The 15,094-nt window shown below is 70.9% G+C and carries 12 protein-coding genes; 7 read left to right on the top strand and 5 right to left on the bottom strand.

The features are described 5' to 3' along the window. The first annotated feature begins 42 nt into the window (after positions 1–42). The 6 genes from OG852_RS45260 (at position 43) to OG852_RS51100 (ending at position 8,177) form a co-directional block, all read left to right on the top strand. The gene (locus OG852_RS45260) at positions 43–981 is read left to right on the top strand and encodes an ABC transporter permease (protein WP_330350966.1); all 939 of its coding nucleotides are present in this window, start codon (positions 43–45) and stop codon (positions 979–981) included. Then, positions 978–2,969 (top strand): dipeptide/oligopeptide/nickel ABC transporter permease/ATP-binding protein, encoded by a 1,992-nt coding sequence (locus OG852_RS45255; protein WP_330350965.1) that lies wholly within the window; start codon positions 978–980, stop codon positions 2,967–2,969. Before OG852_RS45260 ends, OG852_RS45255 begins: the two co-directional genes overlap by 4 nt. After that, entirely contained in the window at positions 2,962–3,999 is a 1,038-nt protein-coding gene (locus tag OG852_RS45250; protein ID WP_133917002.1) for an oligopeptide/dipeptide ABC transporter ATP-binding protein, read from the top strand. Before OG852_RS45255 ends, OG852_RS45250 begins: the two co-directional genes overlap by 8 nt. A gap of 42 nt (positions 4,000–4,041) precedes the next feature. After that, positions 4,042–5,520 carry an aldehyde dehydrogenase family protein gene (locus tag OG852_RS45245; RefSeq protein WP_133917001.1) on the top strand — a complete coding sequence of 493 codons (1,479 nt, stop codon included), beginning with the start codon at positions 4,042–4,044 and terminating at the stop codon, positions 5,518–5,520. Positions 5,521–5,811: 291 nt separating this feature from the next. Continuing rightward, positions 5,812–7,386 carry a subtype B tannase gene (locus OG852_RS45240; RefSeq protein ID WP_166663747.1) on the top strand — a complete coding sequence of 525 codons (1,575 nt, stop codon included), beginning with the start codon at positions 5,812–5,814 and terminating at the stop codon, positions 7,384–7,386. Positions 7,387–7,682: 296 nt separating this feature from the next. Beyond that, positions 7,683–8,177: a response regulator gene (locus OG852_RS51100; RefSeq protein WP_443064625.1), complete on the top strand. Its 495-nt coding sequence runs from the start codon at positions 7,683–7,685 to the stop codon at positions 8,175–8,177. On the opposite strand, the gene OG852_RS45230 is transcribed toward OG852_RS51100, so the two are convergent. From OG852_RS45230 to OG852_RS45210, 5 genes are all read right to left on the bottom strand, one after another. Further along, on the bottom strand, positions 8,178–9,242 hold the full coding sequence (locus tag OG852_RS45230) for an Ldh family oxidoreductase (RefSeq protein WP_330350964.1): 1,065 nt from the start codon (positions 9,240–9,242) through the stop codon (positions 8,178–8,180). It lies immediately after the preceding gene. Between the two features lie 13 nt (positions 9,243–9,255). Next, a complete protein-coding gene (locus OG852_RS45225; RefSeq protein WP_330350963.1) occupies positions 9,256–10,965 on the bottom strand; it encodes a thiamine pyrophosphate-dependent enzyme in 1,710 nt (569 codons plus the stop codon). A gap of 13 nt (positions 10,966–10,978) precedes the next feature. After that, entirely contained in the window at positions 10,979–11,839 is an 861-nt protein-coding gene (locus OG852_RS45220) for an amidohydrolase family protein (RefSeq protein WP_330350962.1), read from the bottom strand. A 122-nt stretch (positions 11,840–11,961) separates the two neighbouring features. Beyond that, on the bottom strand, positions 11,962–13,170 hold the full coding sequence (gene lhgO, locus OG852_RS45215) for an L-2-hydroxyglutarate oxidase (RefSeq protein ID WP_330350961.1): 1,209 nt from the start codon (positions 13,168–13,170) through the stop codon (positions 11,962–11,964). After that, positions 13,163–14,623: an aldehyde dehydrogenase family protein gene (locus tag OG852_RS45210; protein ID WP_133916996.1), complete on the bottom strand. Its 1,461-nt coding sequence runs from the start codon at positions 14,621–14,623 to the stop codon at positions 13,163–13,165. The genes lhgO and OG852_RS45210 overlap by 8 nt, the downstream gene beginning before the upstream one ends. Before the next feature lie 170 nt (positions 14,624–14,793). On the opposite strand from OG852_RS45210, the gene OG852_RS45205 reads away from it, so the two are divergent. After that, positions 14,794–15,081: a putative quinol monooxygenase gene (locus OG852_RS45205; protein ID WP_330350960.1), complete on the top strand. Its 288-nt coding sequence runs from the start codon at positions 14,794–14,796 to the stop codon at positions 15,079–15,081. The last annotated feature ends 13 nt before the right edge of the window (positions 15,082–15,094 follow it).

The raw sequence follows: 15,094 nt of genomic DNA, 5'->3' as shown, positions 1-15,094 counted from the left end.
CGACGCCGGGGGCCGCCCGGTCCAAGAAAGGAGTGAGGTGAGATGCACAGGATCCTCTTCCGCTGGCTGATCGGCGCTGTCCCCGTGGTGTTCGGGGTCACGGTCCTGACCTTCGTCCTGACCAGCCTGGTCCCGGGCGACCCCGGCCGCACCATCCTCGGCGCCAACGCAAGTCCCGCCCAAGTCAAGGCACTTGACGCCCAGCTCGGCCTCGACCACTCGCTGCCGGTCCGCTACTGGGACTGGCTGACCGCCGCCCTGCACGGCGACCTCGGCGACTCCATCACCTCCGGCGTGCCGGTGAGCGACCAGCTCACCTCACGCCTCGGTGTCACCCTCTCACTCATCGGCGGCGCCATCCTCGTGGCCGCCGTGGCGGGAGTCGCGCTCGGTGTGTTCAGCGCCCTGAAGGGCGGCTGGCTCGGGCGGGCCGTGGACGGCATCTCCCTCGTCGGCCTCGCGGTGCCGAACTTCTGGTTCGGCCTGGTGCTGATGACCGCGTTCGCCGTGCAGCTGCCGCTCTTCCCCGTCTCGGGATACGTGCCCTTGACCGAGTCGCCGCTGCAGTGGTTCGAGTCGCTGGTGCTGCCGGTGCTGACCCTCGGGGTCCCCGCCACCGCGCCGGTCGCCAAGCAGACCCGCGACGGTGTGCTCACCCAGCTCGACCGCGAATACGTCCGGGTGCTGCGGGCGCGGGGCGTCCCGGAGCGGTCGGTGATCTTCCGGCACGTGCTGCGCAACGCGGCCGCCCCGATCGTCACCGTGCTCGGCGTGGTCGTGGTGACGCTGTTCGGCGGCACCGTGCTCGCCGAGACCCTGTTCGTCATGCCCGGACTGGGCGGCCTGGCCGTCACCGCCGCGCAGACGCAGGACATCCCGATGGTGCAGGGCGTCGCCCTCGTCTTCACGGTCACCGTGATGCTGATCAACCTGCTGATCGAAGTGGTGTACACGATGCTCAACCCGAAGGTGCGGACATGAAGGCCCCGACGATCGCCCGTCAGAAGGGGCCCGAGAGCGGGCGGGAGGGTCCCCGGCGGAGCGCCGCGCGACGCGGCTTCGCCGCCCGGCTGCTCCGCAAGCCCACCGCGGCCGTCTCCGCCGGCTACCTCCTCCTCGTCGTCCTGGTCACCCTCCTCGCCGGCCCTCTCGCCCCGTACGACCCCGACGAGCAGGACCTCACCGCCGCACTGGCCACGCCCGGCGGCCAACACTGGCTCGGTACCGGCGAGTTGGGCCGGGACATTCTGAGCCGGCTGATGCACGGCGGCCAGATCACCCTCCTCGGCGTGGTCATCACCCTGGCCGTCTATCTGACGCTCGGCGTGCCGGCCGGAATGATCGCGGGCTACCGGGGCGGTTGGTTCGACCGGCTCGTCCTCAAGAGCGCCGACCTGATCTCCGCCGTCCCCGTCATCATCGTCCTGCTGGTGGTCCTCGCGGTCTTCACCAACAACGAGAGCGCCGCCATGGCCGCCAACGGCCTCCTCGGCGCGCCCCTGCTGGCCCGGGTGGTCCGCTCGGCCACGCTCGGCGTGAAGGAGGAGCTCTACGTCCGCGCCGCCGTCGCGAGCGGCATCAGCGACCGGGTGATCATCCGCCGGCACGTCCTGCCGCGTGTCACCGGTGTCGTCCTCGTCCAGGCCTCCGTGTACGGCGCGTACGCCGTGCTGCTGGAGACGGGCCTGGGCTTCCTCGGTGTGGGCACCACGGAGGCCAGCTGGGGCAGCATGATCGCCGAGGCGTCCAAGAACATCGGCACGGATCCGTGGCTCCTGGTGCCCTCCGGCTTCATGATCATCAGCTTCATCCTGGCACTCGGCCTGCTCAGCGACGGCCTGCGCGACACCCTCGCCGAACGGTACGCGCCCCCGGCCGACAAGCCGCCCTCCCGCCGTATGGGGCGACCCCGCGGAGCCTCGCCCGAGCCGGTGCGGGCCAAGGCCTCCGACACCCCGCGGGTGATCGAGGAGCCCGACGCCGGCGCCTTGTTGTCCGTGCGGGGTCTGACGGTGTCCCTGCGCATCGAGGGCACGGCCACCGAGGTCATCCGGGACGTGTCGTTCGACCTGCGGGCCGGTGAGGTGCTGGGCATCGTCGGTGAGACCGGCTGCGGCAAGACGATCACCGCCACCTCCCTCCTGGGCATGCTGCCCGCGGGCGGCGAGATCTCGGCGGGCACCATCGCCTTCGAGGGCGCCGACCTCGCCCGGGCGGACGCGGCGACCCTGCGCAAGGTGCGCGGACGCCGTATCGGATGGATCTCCCAGGACCCCGTCTCCAGTCTCGACCCGTCCTTCACCGCCGGCGCCCAGGTCGCCGAGATCGTGCGCCTGCACACCGGCTGCTCCCGCAAGCAGGCACGGCAGCGCGCACTGGAGCTCTTCGCGAAGGTACGACTGCCCGATCCCGCCCGGGTGGCCGGCAGCCACCCCCACCAGTTGTCGGGTGGGATGGCCCAACGCGTCGGTATCGCGGCCGCGTTGGCGGGCGACCCAGCCCTGGTGATCGCCGACGAGCCGACCACCGCGCTCGATGTGACCGTGCAGGCCGAAATCCTCGACCTGCTGCGCGAACTCCAGGCGGGGGGCACGGCCGTCGTCCTCATCACCCACGACTGGGGTGTACTGGCCGACCTGTGCGACAGGGCCGTGGTGATGTACGCCGGCGAGGTCGTCGAGGAGGCCGAGGTCACCGCGCTGGTCACGGCCCCCGCCCACCCCTACACGGCCGGACTGCTGGGGTCCGACCCCCACCACGCCCTGCCCGGCCGGCCGCTGCCCGCCGTCGAGGGCGCCGTACCGCCCCCGACCCAGTGGCCCGTCGGCTGTCACTTCCAGAACCGCTGCCCACGGGTGACCGACGCCTGCAAGGAGAAACCCGTCGTGATCTCCCATCTCGTCGAGCTGGAACGGTCGACGCGGTGCATCCGCCCGCTGGAGCTGATCGGAGGAGGAACACATGAGTGACCGGACCACTCAGGCAGTCAACGATCTCCTCCGGGTGCGCGGGCTCGACGTCACCTACCACCGTTCCCGGCTGCGCGGCGGCGACGTCCACGCCGTACGCGGTGTCGACCTGACCGTGGGGCGCGGCGAGACCGTCGGTCTGGTCGGCGAGTCCGGCTCCGGCAAGTCGACCATCGGCTCCGCGGTGCTGGGGCTGGTGCCGGCGACCGGCGGCAGCGTCGAGTTCGACGGCGCCGACATCACCCACGGCTCGCGTGCCGACCGACGGCTGCTGGCCCGCCGTATGCAGGTGGTCTTCCAGGACCCGTACGGCTCCATGAACCCGGCGCACACCGTGGGCGACACCCTCGCCGAGGCACTGCGCTACAACCTGGGCCTGCCACCGGACGAGATCCGTCAGCGGGTCCAGCGTGCCCTCGACGACGTCGGTCTGCCGCCCGGCGCCGCCCACCGCTACCCGGCGGCATTCTCCGGCGGCCAGCGTCAACGCATCGCCATCGCACGGGCGTTGGTCATGGAGCCCGGCTTCATCGTCTGCGACGAGGCCGTCAGCGCGCTCGACCTGTCGGTCCAGGCCCAGGTCCTCAACCTCCTGGTTCGCCTCAAGCGCACACGCGACCTCAGCTATCTGTTCATCTCGCACGACCTGGCCGTGGTGCGCTACCTCAGCGACACCATCGTCGTCCTCTACGCCGGCCGCGTCGTCGAGCGCGGACCCGCGGCACTGGTCGCCGACCACCCGTCCCACCCCTACACCCGCGCCCTGCTTGCCGCGGCACCGGTCCCCGACCCGGTGACGCAGCGCCGCCGCCAGGCCGAACGGCGCCTCGCGGCCACGGCCCCCACGGCCGCGGGACGCGTCAGCGCGGGCTGCGCCTTCGCTCCCCGCTGCCCGTTCTCCCAGGAGACCTGCTGGTCCGCCCAGCCCGAACTCGTGGAGCACGACGGGGTCGCCGTCGCCTGCCACCGTCACGAAGAGATCGCGGCGGGCACGGCTCTGCCCGGTCGGGCGTCGGCCGGGGCCGCCTGAGTCCTTCCCGCCCCTCCTCCTACTTCGCGCACAAGGAGCACAATGACCACCACCGCCCCCGTCCCGCTCGACATCGCCGCACTGCTGCCCGACGGCACACACCTCGTCGGCGGCGAGTGGGTCCCGGCCCGCTCCAAGGCCACCCTCGACGTCGTCAACCCAGCCACCGGTGCCGTCCTCGCCCGCGTCCCGCGCGGCACCGCCGAGGACGTCGACGACGCCGTACGCGCCGCCGAGGAGGCGCTGCCGACCTGGCGCGACACGAGTCCCGCGGTGCGCGGCGAACTTCTCCATCGCTGGGCCGAGTTGGTGCGCAAGCACGACGACGACATCAACCGCCTGGAGGCGATCGAGGTCGGCCACCCCGTCGGCCCCTCCCCCATCGCCGCCCGCCTCACCTACCTCGCGGGCAAGGCCGACAAGGTCTTCGGCGACACCCTGCCCACCCGCTCCCCCGACCTGCTGGGCCTGACCCTGCGCGAGCCGTACGGCGTCGTCGGCGCGATCATCCCGTGGAACGCGCCTGGCCCGATGACCGTGTTCAACACCGCCGCCCCGGTCGCCGCCGGCAACACTGTGGTCCTGAAGCCCGCCGAGGACGCCCCGCTCACGGCGCTGTACCTGGCCCGGCTCGCCCAGGAGGCGGGCATCCCGCCCGGTGTCCTCAACGTCGTCACCGGATACGGCTCCGAGGCGGGCGCCGCCCTGCCCGCGCACCCCGGCATCCGCAAGATCAGCTTCACCGGCTCCCCCGCCACCGGCACCGCCGTGATGGAGGCCTGCGCCCGCAACCTCATACCTCTGCAACTGGAGTTGGGCGGCAAGTCGCCTCAGATCGTCCTGCCGGACGCCGACTTGAGCAAGGCCGTACCGGCGATCGTCCGCAGCATCGTGATGAACAGCGGCCAGGTCTGCGCCGCCGGTTCCCGCGTCCTGGTCCACACCTCCCTCCACGACCGCCTCGTCTCCGAGGTCGCCGACGCCTTCCGCGCCGTGCGCGTCGGGCTGTGGGACCAGCCGGTCGACATGGGTCCCCTTATCAACGCGAGGCAGGAGCAACGGGTGCTGGACTACCTGGCCATCGGACGGGAGGAAGGCGCGGAAGTGGTCGTCGGCGGCGGCAAGTTGACCGGCGAGCCGTACAACGACGGCTACTTCGTCGAGCCCACCCTCTTCGACCGTGTCACCCCCGGCATGCGCATCGCCCAGGAGGAGATCTTCGGCCCGGTGCTGTCGGTGCTCACCTACGAGGACGAGGAGGAGGCCGTCGCCATCGCCAACGGCACCCGCTACGGCCTCACCGCCACCGTCTGGACCCAGGACGTCGGCCGCGCCGTACGTCTGGCCCGGCGGGTCCAGGCCGGGCAGATCGCCGTCAACACCCTCGGCGACGGCGGACCCGCCGGAGCGATCGGCGCCCCCTTCGGCGGATACAAGCACAGCGGCTTCGGCCGCTCCATGGGCCCGGACTACCTGGAGGACTGGACCCAGGTGAAGTGCGTCGTCATCAACTCGGCCTGACCAGGAACGCTGAGGGGCAGGAACCGAGACATGAACCCGTCAGCTCCTGCCTGTCGGTGCCGACGTGACGCCCCGTCACCTCGGCTTGCGAAGGGCCGCATCCGAGGGAAGCTGAGAAACGACTCAAAATAACAGCGAAATCGTTGACGTTATTGGCAACAGATTCTTACCGTGAACGCCGGAATCACACCCGCAACGAAGCAACGGTCGGTCGCATCGGACCCGGCGTCACCTGTCGAGCAGCCATGGAGCGCCAAGGGGAGCCGCCGACCGAGAAGGGCCTTGCCGACCATGAAGCGCAGGACTGTCATCTCCGGGATAGCCGCCGCGGCAGCGGTCCCGGCCGTCACCACCCTGTCGGCCGCCGCGCCGGCCGCAGCCACCGCGTCGTCCTCGACGTCTTCCCCGAGCGAGCCGGTATCGCTGGTGTTCGACAAAGGCGGCTATTCGGTCCTGACGACCACCATCACCACCGGCAGCGGCGACCATTCGGTCACGTACCACTTCTACAAGGGCATCACCTACACGGCGAAGCCGGTCGACGCGTCGTACCAGAGCCTGAACCTCAGCGTCCCCGTCGAGATCGACGGCAAGGCGGTGGATGCCTCCCGCGCGCCCATCATGCTGGCCAACATCATGGGCGGGTACTCCTCCTCCAGCATGTCGAGCGCGACCGGCGTCGGCTACACCGGCCCGATCATCGGTGGCGGGGGTGGGGCCGGCGGCGGCGCGGGCGGCGGCAACGGCGCGGGCCAGGGGGCCACCGCGCGTCAGAACAACGCCCTGTACGCGCTGGCGAACGGCTGGGTCGTGGTGGAGCCAGGTGTCCGGGGCCGGGACAACGTGACCTCCGACGGCACCTACTACGGCAAGGCGCCGGCCTGCATCGTGGACCTCAAGGCCGCGGTGCGCTACCTGCGCTTCAACAAGCACCGCATCCCGGGCAACACCGACTGGATCGTCTCCGGCGGCGGCAGCGCCGGCGCGGCGCTGTCCTCACTGCTCGGCGCCTCCGGCGACAGCCCGCTGTACCACTCCTACCTCAAGGAGATCGGCGCGGCCGACGAGAGCGACGCCGTCTTCGCCACCGCGGCCTACTCGCCCATCACCGACCTCGACCACGCCGACATGGCGTACGAGTGGATGTTCGGCACGCTCCCCTTGGCCAGCGGCTCCCTCGTCGACCAGACCTACTCCACGCAGCTGACGGAGGCCTACGCCGGATACCTCCGCTCGATGCACCTGCGGGGCGTCAACGGCTTCGGCCGGCTCACCGCCGACAACTACGCCGACTACATGGTCAAGATCTACCTCCAGCCCTCGGCCACCGCGTATCTCGCCGCGCTGTCGGCCGCCGACCGCGCGGCGTACCTCGCCGCCAACACCTTCATCACCTGGTCCGACGGAAAGGCCACCTTCAGCTGGGACGGCTTCCTGTCCCACATCGGCCACCGGTCGAAGAGCGTCCCGTCCTTCGACGCCCTGGACATGAGCGCCTTCGAGAACCAGGAATTCGGCAACGCGACCACCAACGCCCGCCACTTCACGCTCTACAGCCTCCGCACCGCCACCGACGACGACAAGGCGCAGCTCGACACCGACCTGCCCGAAAAGATCAAGATGATGAACCCGATGCACTTCCTCGGCCAGCGCAACCCCCGCCGCTCCCGGCACTGGTGGCTGCGTACCGGATCGCTCGACACCAACACCTCACACAACATCGTCCTCAATCTCGCCGCCAGGCTCGCCGGGCTGGGCGACGACGTCAACTCCTACCTGTACTGGGACGGCGGCCACGCCGTGAACCAGGACGCCGACGCCATGGTCGCCTGGATCAACGGCCTCACCGGCTACAGCCTCACGTAACCTCACCTCCGTGGTGGCCGGCAAGCTGGTCATCACCGAGCCGAGGATCTCTTCCTCCGCGATTCGCATGAGAAGGAGATCCGACAGTCCTTCGCCTGGCGATGCGAGCTGCCTTCGCGTGGTCTGGGGGCCAAGTGCGCGAGCACTTGGCCCCCGGGCTGTGTTCATGCTTCCTGGGCGGCGGTTGTCGCCGGCCGGTGCTGGACGACGGCCGGGACGAGCACGGCGGCCGGGCCGGCGTGCGGGACGCGGTAACGGACTAACCGGCATCCGCGAGCGGGTCGCCCTGTGCGAAGGTGAATTCCAGGCCGGTCCGGGCGCCGACGGCTGGTCGGTGCGGGACCGACTGCGGCTGTCCGAGCCCGAGGCGGGCCGGACACGGGCGGGGGCGCCGCGATGACGTCTCGATACTGCTCGCCGATGACCAGGCGCTGGCGCGGATGGCGTTCCGCACCCTGCTGCACACCATGCCCGGCATCACCGTCGTCACCGAGGCCGCCGACGGACGGCAGGCCGTGGAAGCGGCGCGGCGCACCCGGCCGGACGTCGTCCTCATGGACGTACGGGCCACGACCTTGACCCGCAGCGGCCCGGCCGGCCCGCTGCGAACCAGGTGGACGGCGCCGAGTGCGAGCCCCGCTCACCCGACGTCCGGGACCGTGAGCGCGGTGACGACGACCGGCGGCCGGCTGTGCGGCAGACCGGCGAGCAGGGCGGCCGATCCCGCCCGCCGCGGAGCCCGCACAGGCGGCGCACAAGACCGCGGCACAGTCGGCCGTCCCGACGCCTGACTAAGCAAGGCTCTCCGGCAGCGCAATCCCGAACTTGTCGGCGTAGTCCGCCAGTTCGCGCCGTGCTTTCGGCGCCACGGGGATGCCCCGCTCCCCGCGCTCCGCCGCCACGGCCGCGCTGCGCTCGCCCGGGTAGTGCACCCCGTCCACCCCGTCCGCCACCGGCAGGCCCTTGAGGGTGCTCAGCGTGGTGTCGACGTCCGCGCTGAAGACGTCGGGGTCGCCGAAGGCGGCCGGGTCCACGGCGATGAGCAGGGCGTTCTGGCGGTGCTTGCGGCCGGCCGGGTCGTCGGAGTGGAAGGACGAGAAGATCGGCGCGCCGACCAGCACGCTCGTCAGCAGCTCGAATGCCAGTGACATGCCCGATCCCTTGACGCCGCCCAGCGGCAACGGCATGACCGCCCGCTCCGGGTCGGTGGTCGGGGTGCCGTCCCCCGTCGCTGCGGCACCCTCGGGCAGCGGGGTGCCGCTCGCCTTCGCCTGGCGGATCTTGCCGAGGGCGATGGTGGCAGTGGCCATGTCGAGGAGCAGCGGGGCGTGGTCGCGGGCCGGTACGGCGATGGCGAGGGGGCTGGTGGCGACCGCGGCGCCCTTGACGCCGGTGTAGCCCATGTTGGGCATGCCGGCCACGAAGCCGATGCCGACCAGGCCCTGTTCGGCGATCCGGGAGACGTAGTACCCGATGGCGCCGGTGTGCACGGTCCGCCGTACACCCACGGAGGCGATCCCGGTCTCGCGGGCCCGTCGTACGGCCTCGTCGGCGGCGGCGGTCAGGGCGACGGGGCCGGGGGCGCGGTCGGCGTCGATCACCGCGGCGGCCGGGGTGGTCGACTCGACCTCGATGTCGGCGCCGGCGTTGGCGACACCCTTGGCCAGCAGCTCCAGGTAGGCGGGGACCCGGGCGATGCCGTGCGAGTCGACGCCCCGCAGCGCGGCCCAGACGAACACGTCGGCGGTGGTGGCGGCGTGCTCGGGGCTCAGGCCGCCCTTTTCGAGGAGCGCGGCGGAGAAGGTGCGCAGGTCCTCGGCGGGGACCAGGACCTTCTTGGGGGGTGTGGTGGACATGGGGTCTCCTGGATCAGCGGGTGACGAGGACGTCGACGACGGCGGTGGTTCCCTCGGCCACGGCCTTGAGGGCGCGCTCCAGCGCGGGCGCGAGCGCCTCCCGGGTGTCGACGGTCTCGGTGTGCATGTCGAACGGCTCGGCGAAGGCGGCCAGTCGGGGTAGGCGGTGCAGGTCGGTGCCGAGCCACTCCCCCGTCTCGGCCGCCGCTCCCTCGGGGTAGAAGCGCCGGTGGTTGAGGTTCATCGACTTGTAGACGCGGTTGTTGAACACCACGATCAGCAGCGGGAGTTCGTACGCCTTCGATGCGTCGTACGACGGGATGACCGGGTTGTAGGTGAAGGCGCCGTCGCCGATCGTGAGCACCACCGGACGCTCCTTCGCGGCGAGTTTGACGCCGAGCGCGACCGCGATGCCCTGGCCGAGGCCGCCCTGCACGTAGAAGTACGAGTCGGGGTCGGCGGTCTGGACGTGCCGCTTCACCACGCGGCTGTGGGTGATCGTCTCGTCGACGACGATGCCGTCCTTGCCGTCGAGGAGCTTGCGCAGGGTCGCGGCGACGAGGACGGGGTCGATGCCCTCCGCGTCGGCCGCCTTGGCCTCGGCGGCGGCGATCGCGGCCGACTCCTGGGCGTGCCGCGCCTCTTGGGCGGTACGGCGAGAAGCGACCGCGGTCTCGTCGAGGTCCTTCGCCCGCTTCGTCAGCTGGCGCAGGGTGTTGGCGACGTTCCCCTCCAGGTACCGGTCGGCGAACAGCACTTGGTAGACCACATGCGGTCGTTGCGGCACCTCGTCGACGACCACGACCTTCGCCCTGGACGGGCGGCGGGAGGGCGGGTAGAAGGGCGCGCGGCAGTTGACCAGGAGGATCAGGTCCGCCTCGTCCATCCACGGGCCGATGTCGCTGCCGGCGTGCAGGGGGTGCGTGCGGGGGAAGTTGCCGCACACCGCGGAGTCGGGCTCGACGACCGGGATGTTCCAGGCCTCCGCGAAGGCGACGAGAGCCTCGAAGCCGCCCGCCTCGCGGCCCGCCGTCTCCGTGACGATCACCGGGTTGACAGCCTCGCGGATCAGCTGGGCGACGGGGTCGACCTCCTCGGGTGAGCTGTGCGTGGAGCCGGGCGCCACGATGGGCTTGGCCTCGCGGCCGTCCCAGTCCTCCAGGAGGATCTCCAGCGGGATGTTGAGGTACGCCGGTCCGGCGGGCGCCCGCCAGGCCAGCTCCGCCGCCCGCGCCACCATGGTCGGCAGCGTGTGGACGCTGGCGGCCTCGGTGGACCACTTGGTGAAGGGCTGCGCCACCTGGTGCGGGCCGCCCACGATGGACAGGTTTCGGTACCACTGGCCGCCCGGGTCCTGGCCCGGCCCGTCGCCGTACGTGGTGGACTCGGACGAGGAGACCACCATCGGAACGCCGGCCAGGAGCGCGCCGTGCACCGCCATGGAGCCCTGCAGCAGACCGGGGGCCGCGTGCAGCAGGACGCCCTGGGGGCGGCGCCTGATGAGTCCGTAGCCCGTGGCCATGCCGACCGCGACGGTCTCGTGGGTGAGGTCGAGGTACTCGGGGCAGGGCAGGCCGTCCCGGTGGCGTCGGGCCAGGGACTCCCACACGGGGGCCCACTCGGAGCCCGACGAGCAGAAGATGTAGTCGGCGCCGACGGCGTTGAAGGCGGTTACGAGAGCGTCGCCGCCGTCGGCGCCCGGAGTGTTGCGCGTGTCGGTCATCTCTCGTGCTTCCTCAGCCCTCGATCGGCCAGTTCAGGACCTCGGAGATACCCCGGCCCATGATCCATTCAAGCTCCTCGGGCGTGAAGTCCCAGTGCTTGGTGAACTGCTCGATCGTGTCGGTGTAGGTGATGCCGTGCCCGAGCAGCCGGGTGATGTCGGTGCCGTAGAAGCAGCGCTGCGGGCCCATCCTGTCGACCATCTCGCGCACGTACTTCTGGATGTTGTTGTTCGGGAAGGGCTGGGTGGAGTAGCCGGGGAGGGCCGAGACCTTCACGTAGATGTTCGGGTGGACGTGCAGGTCGGCGGTCTCCTGGACCCAGTAGCCGATCGCGTCGTCGACGCAGCGGGCCATGATGCCCATGTGGTCGATGATGATCTTCAGCTCGGGGTGCGTGGCGGCGATCTGGCCGAGCTCGCGCTTCCAGATCGGGGCGTGGACCATCGTCGGGATGCGCAGTTCCTCGGCGATCGGCCAGTACCAGTCGTTGGTGCCGTCGATCATCCAGTTGCGGTCCTGCGGCCGATGGAAGGTCAGGCGCGTGCCCTTCACATGCGGGTTCTGCGCGAAGTCCTTCAGCATCGCCTTGCCCTCTTCGGGCTTGTTCTGCGGGATGCGGGCCATGATGCCGAAGCGGTCGGGGTGCGCCTCGCAGGCCTCCAGGGCGTAGTCGATGCGGTCGCCCTCCCAGGACGGCGGCAGGATCAGCGCCCGGTTGACGCCGGCCTCGTCCATCAGCTCCAGGGCCTCCTCGTAGGAGAAGGGGTCCTCGCGGTGGCCGTTGAGACGGATGCGCTCCCGCGCGCCGGGGACCCAGGGGCGGTCCGGGGTCTCTTCCTTCCAGATGTGGATCTGGGTGTCGACGACGAACATGTCTTCAACTCTTTCCGTAGAGCGGGGCGGTGGGGTGGTGCGGAAGGAACGCTAGGCGGGCGGTGAGCGCTTGCGGAGCCCCCGGGAGCGCAACCAGAAAGTGCGTCGTACGCAGGGAACTCTCAGATTTCGGCGGGGTTTCGGAACACGGCTTCGACGATGTGTTCGGCGATCGCCATCGAGGCGGTCGCGGCGGGCGAGGGGGCGTTGCGTACGGCGGTGACGCGGCCGACCTGATGGATGCGGAAGTCGTCCACGAGGGTGCCGTCTCGGTCCAGCGCCTGGGCGCGGACGCCGGCTCCGCCGCGTACGACGTCCCGCACGGAGACGCCGGGCACGTACAGCTTGGCGTCCTTCATGAAGGCCGTCGCGAAGAAGGAGCCGCGGTACTCCTTGATTCCGGTACGCCAGTGCTGGGCCGCCATCTTCCAGGCGCCCGGGTAGGCGGCGAGGCCGAGGAGGTCCCTGGGCGAGACCCGGGTGCGGGTGTAGCCCTCCCTGGCCATGGCCAGGACCGCGTTGGGGCCGACTTCGACGGAGCCGTCCACGCGGGGGGTGAAGTGCACGCCGAGGAAGGGGTAGCGGGGGTCCGGCACCGGGTAGATGAGGCCGCGGACCAAGTTCGTCCGCTCGGGCCTGAGCAGCATGTACTCGCCCCGGAACGGGACGATGCGCGGCTCTCGCTTGTCCTGCGCGAGCCCGGCGACCACGTCCGACTGGAGGCCGGCGCACAGGATGAGCCGGTCCACCCGGACCCTCTCCTGCCCGGAGGCGACCTCGATGCCGCCCGGCACATTGGTCAGCGAGGTGACCGGGAAGCCCAGCCGCACCTCGCCCCCGGAGTCGACGACGTCCTTCGCGAAGGCCCGGGCGATCGCCGGGTAGTCGGTGATCGCGGTGCGCGGGGAGTGCAGGGCCGCGAATCCTCCCGCGTTCGGCTCGATCTCCCTGATCTCGGCCCGGGAGATCTTCCTCAGGTCGGGCACGTGGTTGTTGCGGGCACGCTCGTAGAGGTCGTTCATCCGGCCGAGTTCGTCCTCGCGCACGGCCACGACGAGCTTGCCGATCTCCCGGTACGGCAGTTCGCGGTCCGCGCAGTACTCACGCAGGAGCGAGACGCCCCGGACCGTCAGGTCGGCCTTCAGGCTGCCGGGCTTGTAGTAGATGCCGGCGTGCACGACGCCCGAGTTGTGGCCGGTCTGGTGGAGGGAGACCTCCTTCTCCTTCTCGAAGACCACGACCCGGGTGCCGGGGCGGCTGAGGGCGATCTCGCGGGCCGTGGCCAGGCCCACGATGCCGGCGCCGACGATGCCGACGGTCTCGTCAGCCACGCACGGCCTCCCCGAGGCTGATGGCGACGGTCTTGACCCGGGTGGAGAACTTCAGGACTTCCTCGCCCTGTTCCTTGTAGCCCGTACCGGAGTCGCGGAAGCCGCCGAAGGGCAGGTGGACGTCCCAGCCGGGGGTGGTCGTGTTGATGGCGATCTGACCGCACTCGGCCTCGTCGGCGAAGCGGTACGCGCTGGCCAGGTCGCGGGTGAACACGGCGGCGGCGAGACCGAAGTCCGAGTCGTTGACCGCCTCCACGGCGGTCGCGAAGTCCTCGACGGCGAGGAGCGCGATGACCGGCCCGAAGACCTCCTCGCGCCAGATCGCCGTCTCGGGGGTGATGCCGGCGAGCACGGTGGGCCGGACGTAGCAGCCGTGCTCCCGCTCGCCCTCGGTGTCCGCCGTACCGCCGGTGAGAACGGTGGCGCCCTGCGCGAGCGCCTTGTCGATGTCGGCGAGGACGGAGTCGCGCTGCTTGGGGCTGGACAGCGGGCAGAGCGTGGTCGCCGGGTCGCTGCCCGGGCCGATCCTGAGCGCCTCGACCTCGGCGACCAGCAGCCGGGTGAACTCGTCGTACACCGGCCGCTCGACGATGACGCGGCTGGTGGCGGTGCAGCGCTGTCCGGCCTGGCCGAAGGAGGCGGCGACGACGGCCTTGGCGGCGGCCGGCAGATGGGCGTCGCGCAGGACGACGGACGCGTTCTTGCCGCCGAGCTCGCCCTGGAAGCGGACGTTGCGGTCGGCGAGACGGCGGCGGATGCGGTTGCCGACCTCGTTGGAGCCGGTGAAGGTGATGCCGACGATGCGCGGGTCGTCGAGGAGCGCCTCCTCGATCTCGGCGGTACGGCCCGTGACGACGTTGAGGACACCGGCCGGCAGGCCCGCGTCGTGCAGGGCGCGCGCGAAGTGCAGGCCCGACAAGGGTGTCTCGGTGGCCGGCTTGAACACGGCCGCGTTGCCGGCGGCGAGCAGCGGGGCCAGCTTGCGGGCCGGGGTGATCAGCGGGTCGTTCCAGGGGCTGATCACCAGGATCACGCCGATCGGCTCACGCTGGGTGTGCGTACGGTGGTTGGGGCGTACGTCGTGCAGGAGGGTGCCGTAGCCCTGGCGGGCGAGACCGGCGTAGTACTCCAGGAAGTCGGCCGCCTTCAGCGTCTCGCCGGTCGCCTCGGTCAGCGTCTTGCCGTTCTCCGCGGTGACGTCCGCGGCGATCTCCTCGACCCGCTCCCGGATCAGCCGGGCCGCCTCGGAGAAGACCCGGGACCGTTCGAAGGGGCTGGTGCGCTTCCAGACGCCGAAGCCGCGCTCGGCGTGGTCGTAGGCCCGGGTGACGTCCTTGGCGGCGAGGGCGGGGACACGGGCGACGGGGACACGGACGTCGGCCGGGTCGTGGACGTCGATCCACTCGCCGGTCGCCACCCACTCGCCGCCGGAGAGGGTTTCCAGGGTTCGCATGCGGGGGTCACTTCCTTTTACGGCCACAGGGGTGCGGACTGCGACAACACACCAGGTGGGGGCAGTGCCACCAGCCCCGTGGCAGCAGGCATTGGTTGCGCCGTGCGCGGGTCGGCGGGCGCATGATCCGTGTTGGAATCGGCGGACCCGAGATCACGAGGAGGACACCGATGGCCTACACAGTCATCGCCCGTTACCACTGCGACCCCGCCGACGAGGCCACGGTGCGTGCCGCGCTGCTGAAGGTGCGGGAGCACACGCGTGCGGAGCCGGCGAATCTGGCCTACGAGGTGCACGCGGAGGTCGGCGAGCAGGGCAGCTTCGTGCTGTACGAGCAGTACGCGGACCAGGACGGGTTCGAGGCGCACAAGGCCGCCGACCACTTCAGGGAGTTGATCGTGGAGACCGTGTGGCCGTTGCTCACGGATCGCTCTGTGACCTTCGCCGAGTCACTCTGAGCCGAGAAGGGGG

This window comes from Streptomyces sp. NBC_00582 (assembly GCF_036345155.1).
In the GTDB taxonomy this organism is placed as follows: domain Bacteria; phylum Actinomycetota; class Actinomycetes; order Streptomycetales; family Streptomycetaceae; genus Streptomyces.
Note: the sequence above shows the minus strand (reverse complement) of the source record. Positions and strands in the feature narration are given on the sequence as shown.

Bases quoted from the DNA above. Each gene is read 5' to 3' on its own strand.
- OG852_RS45260 (WP_330350966.1), top strand. From the start codon at position 43: ATGCACAGGATCCTCTTCCGCTGGCTGATCGGCGCTGTCCCCGTGGTG.
- OG852_RS45255 (WP_330350965.1), top strand. From the start codon at position 978: ATGAAGGCCCCGACGATCGCCCGTCAGAAGGGGCCCGAGAGCGGGCGG.
- OG852_RS45250 (WP_133917002.1), top strand. From the start codon at position 2,962: ATGAGTGACCGGACCACTCAGGCAGTCAACGATCTCCTCCGGGTGCGC.
- OG852_RS45245 (WP_133917001.1), top strand. From the start codon at position 4,042: ATGACCACCACCGCCCCCGTCCCGCTCGACATCGCCGCACTGCTGCCC.
- OG852_RS45240 (WP_166663747.1), top strand. From the start codon at position 5,812: ATGAAGCGCAGGACTGTCATCTCCGGGATAGCCGCCGCGGCAGCGGTC.
- OG852_RS45230 (WP_330350964.1), bottom strand. From the start codon at position 9,242: ATGTCCACCACACCCCCCAAGAAGGTCCTGGTCCCCGCCGAGGACCTG.
- OG852_RS45225 (WP_330350963.1), bottom strand. From the start codon at position 10,965: ATGACCGACACGCGCAACACTCCGGGCGCCGACGGCGGCGACGCTCTC.
- OG852_RS45220 (WP_330350962.1), bottom strand. From the start codon at position 11,839: ATGTTCGTCGTCGACACCCAGATCCACATCTGGAAGGAAGAGACCCCG.
- OG852_RS45210 (WP_133916996.1), bottom strand. From the start codon at position 14,623: ATGCGAACCCTGGAAACCCTCTCCGGCGGCGAGTGGGTGGCGACCGGC.
- OG852_RS45205 (WP_330350960.1), top strand. From the start codon at position 14,794: ATGGCCTACACAGTCATCGCCCGTTACCACTGCGACCCCGCCGACGAG.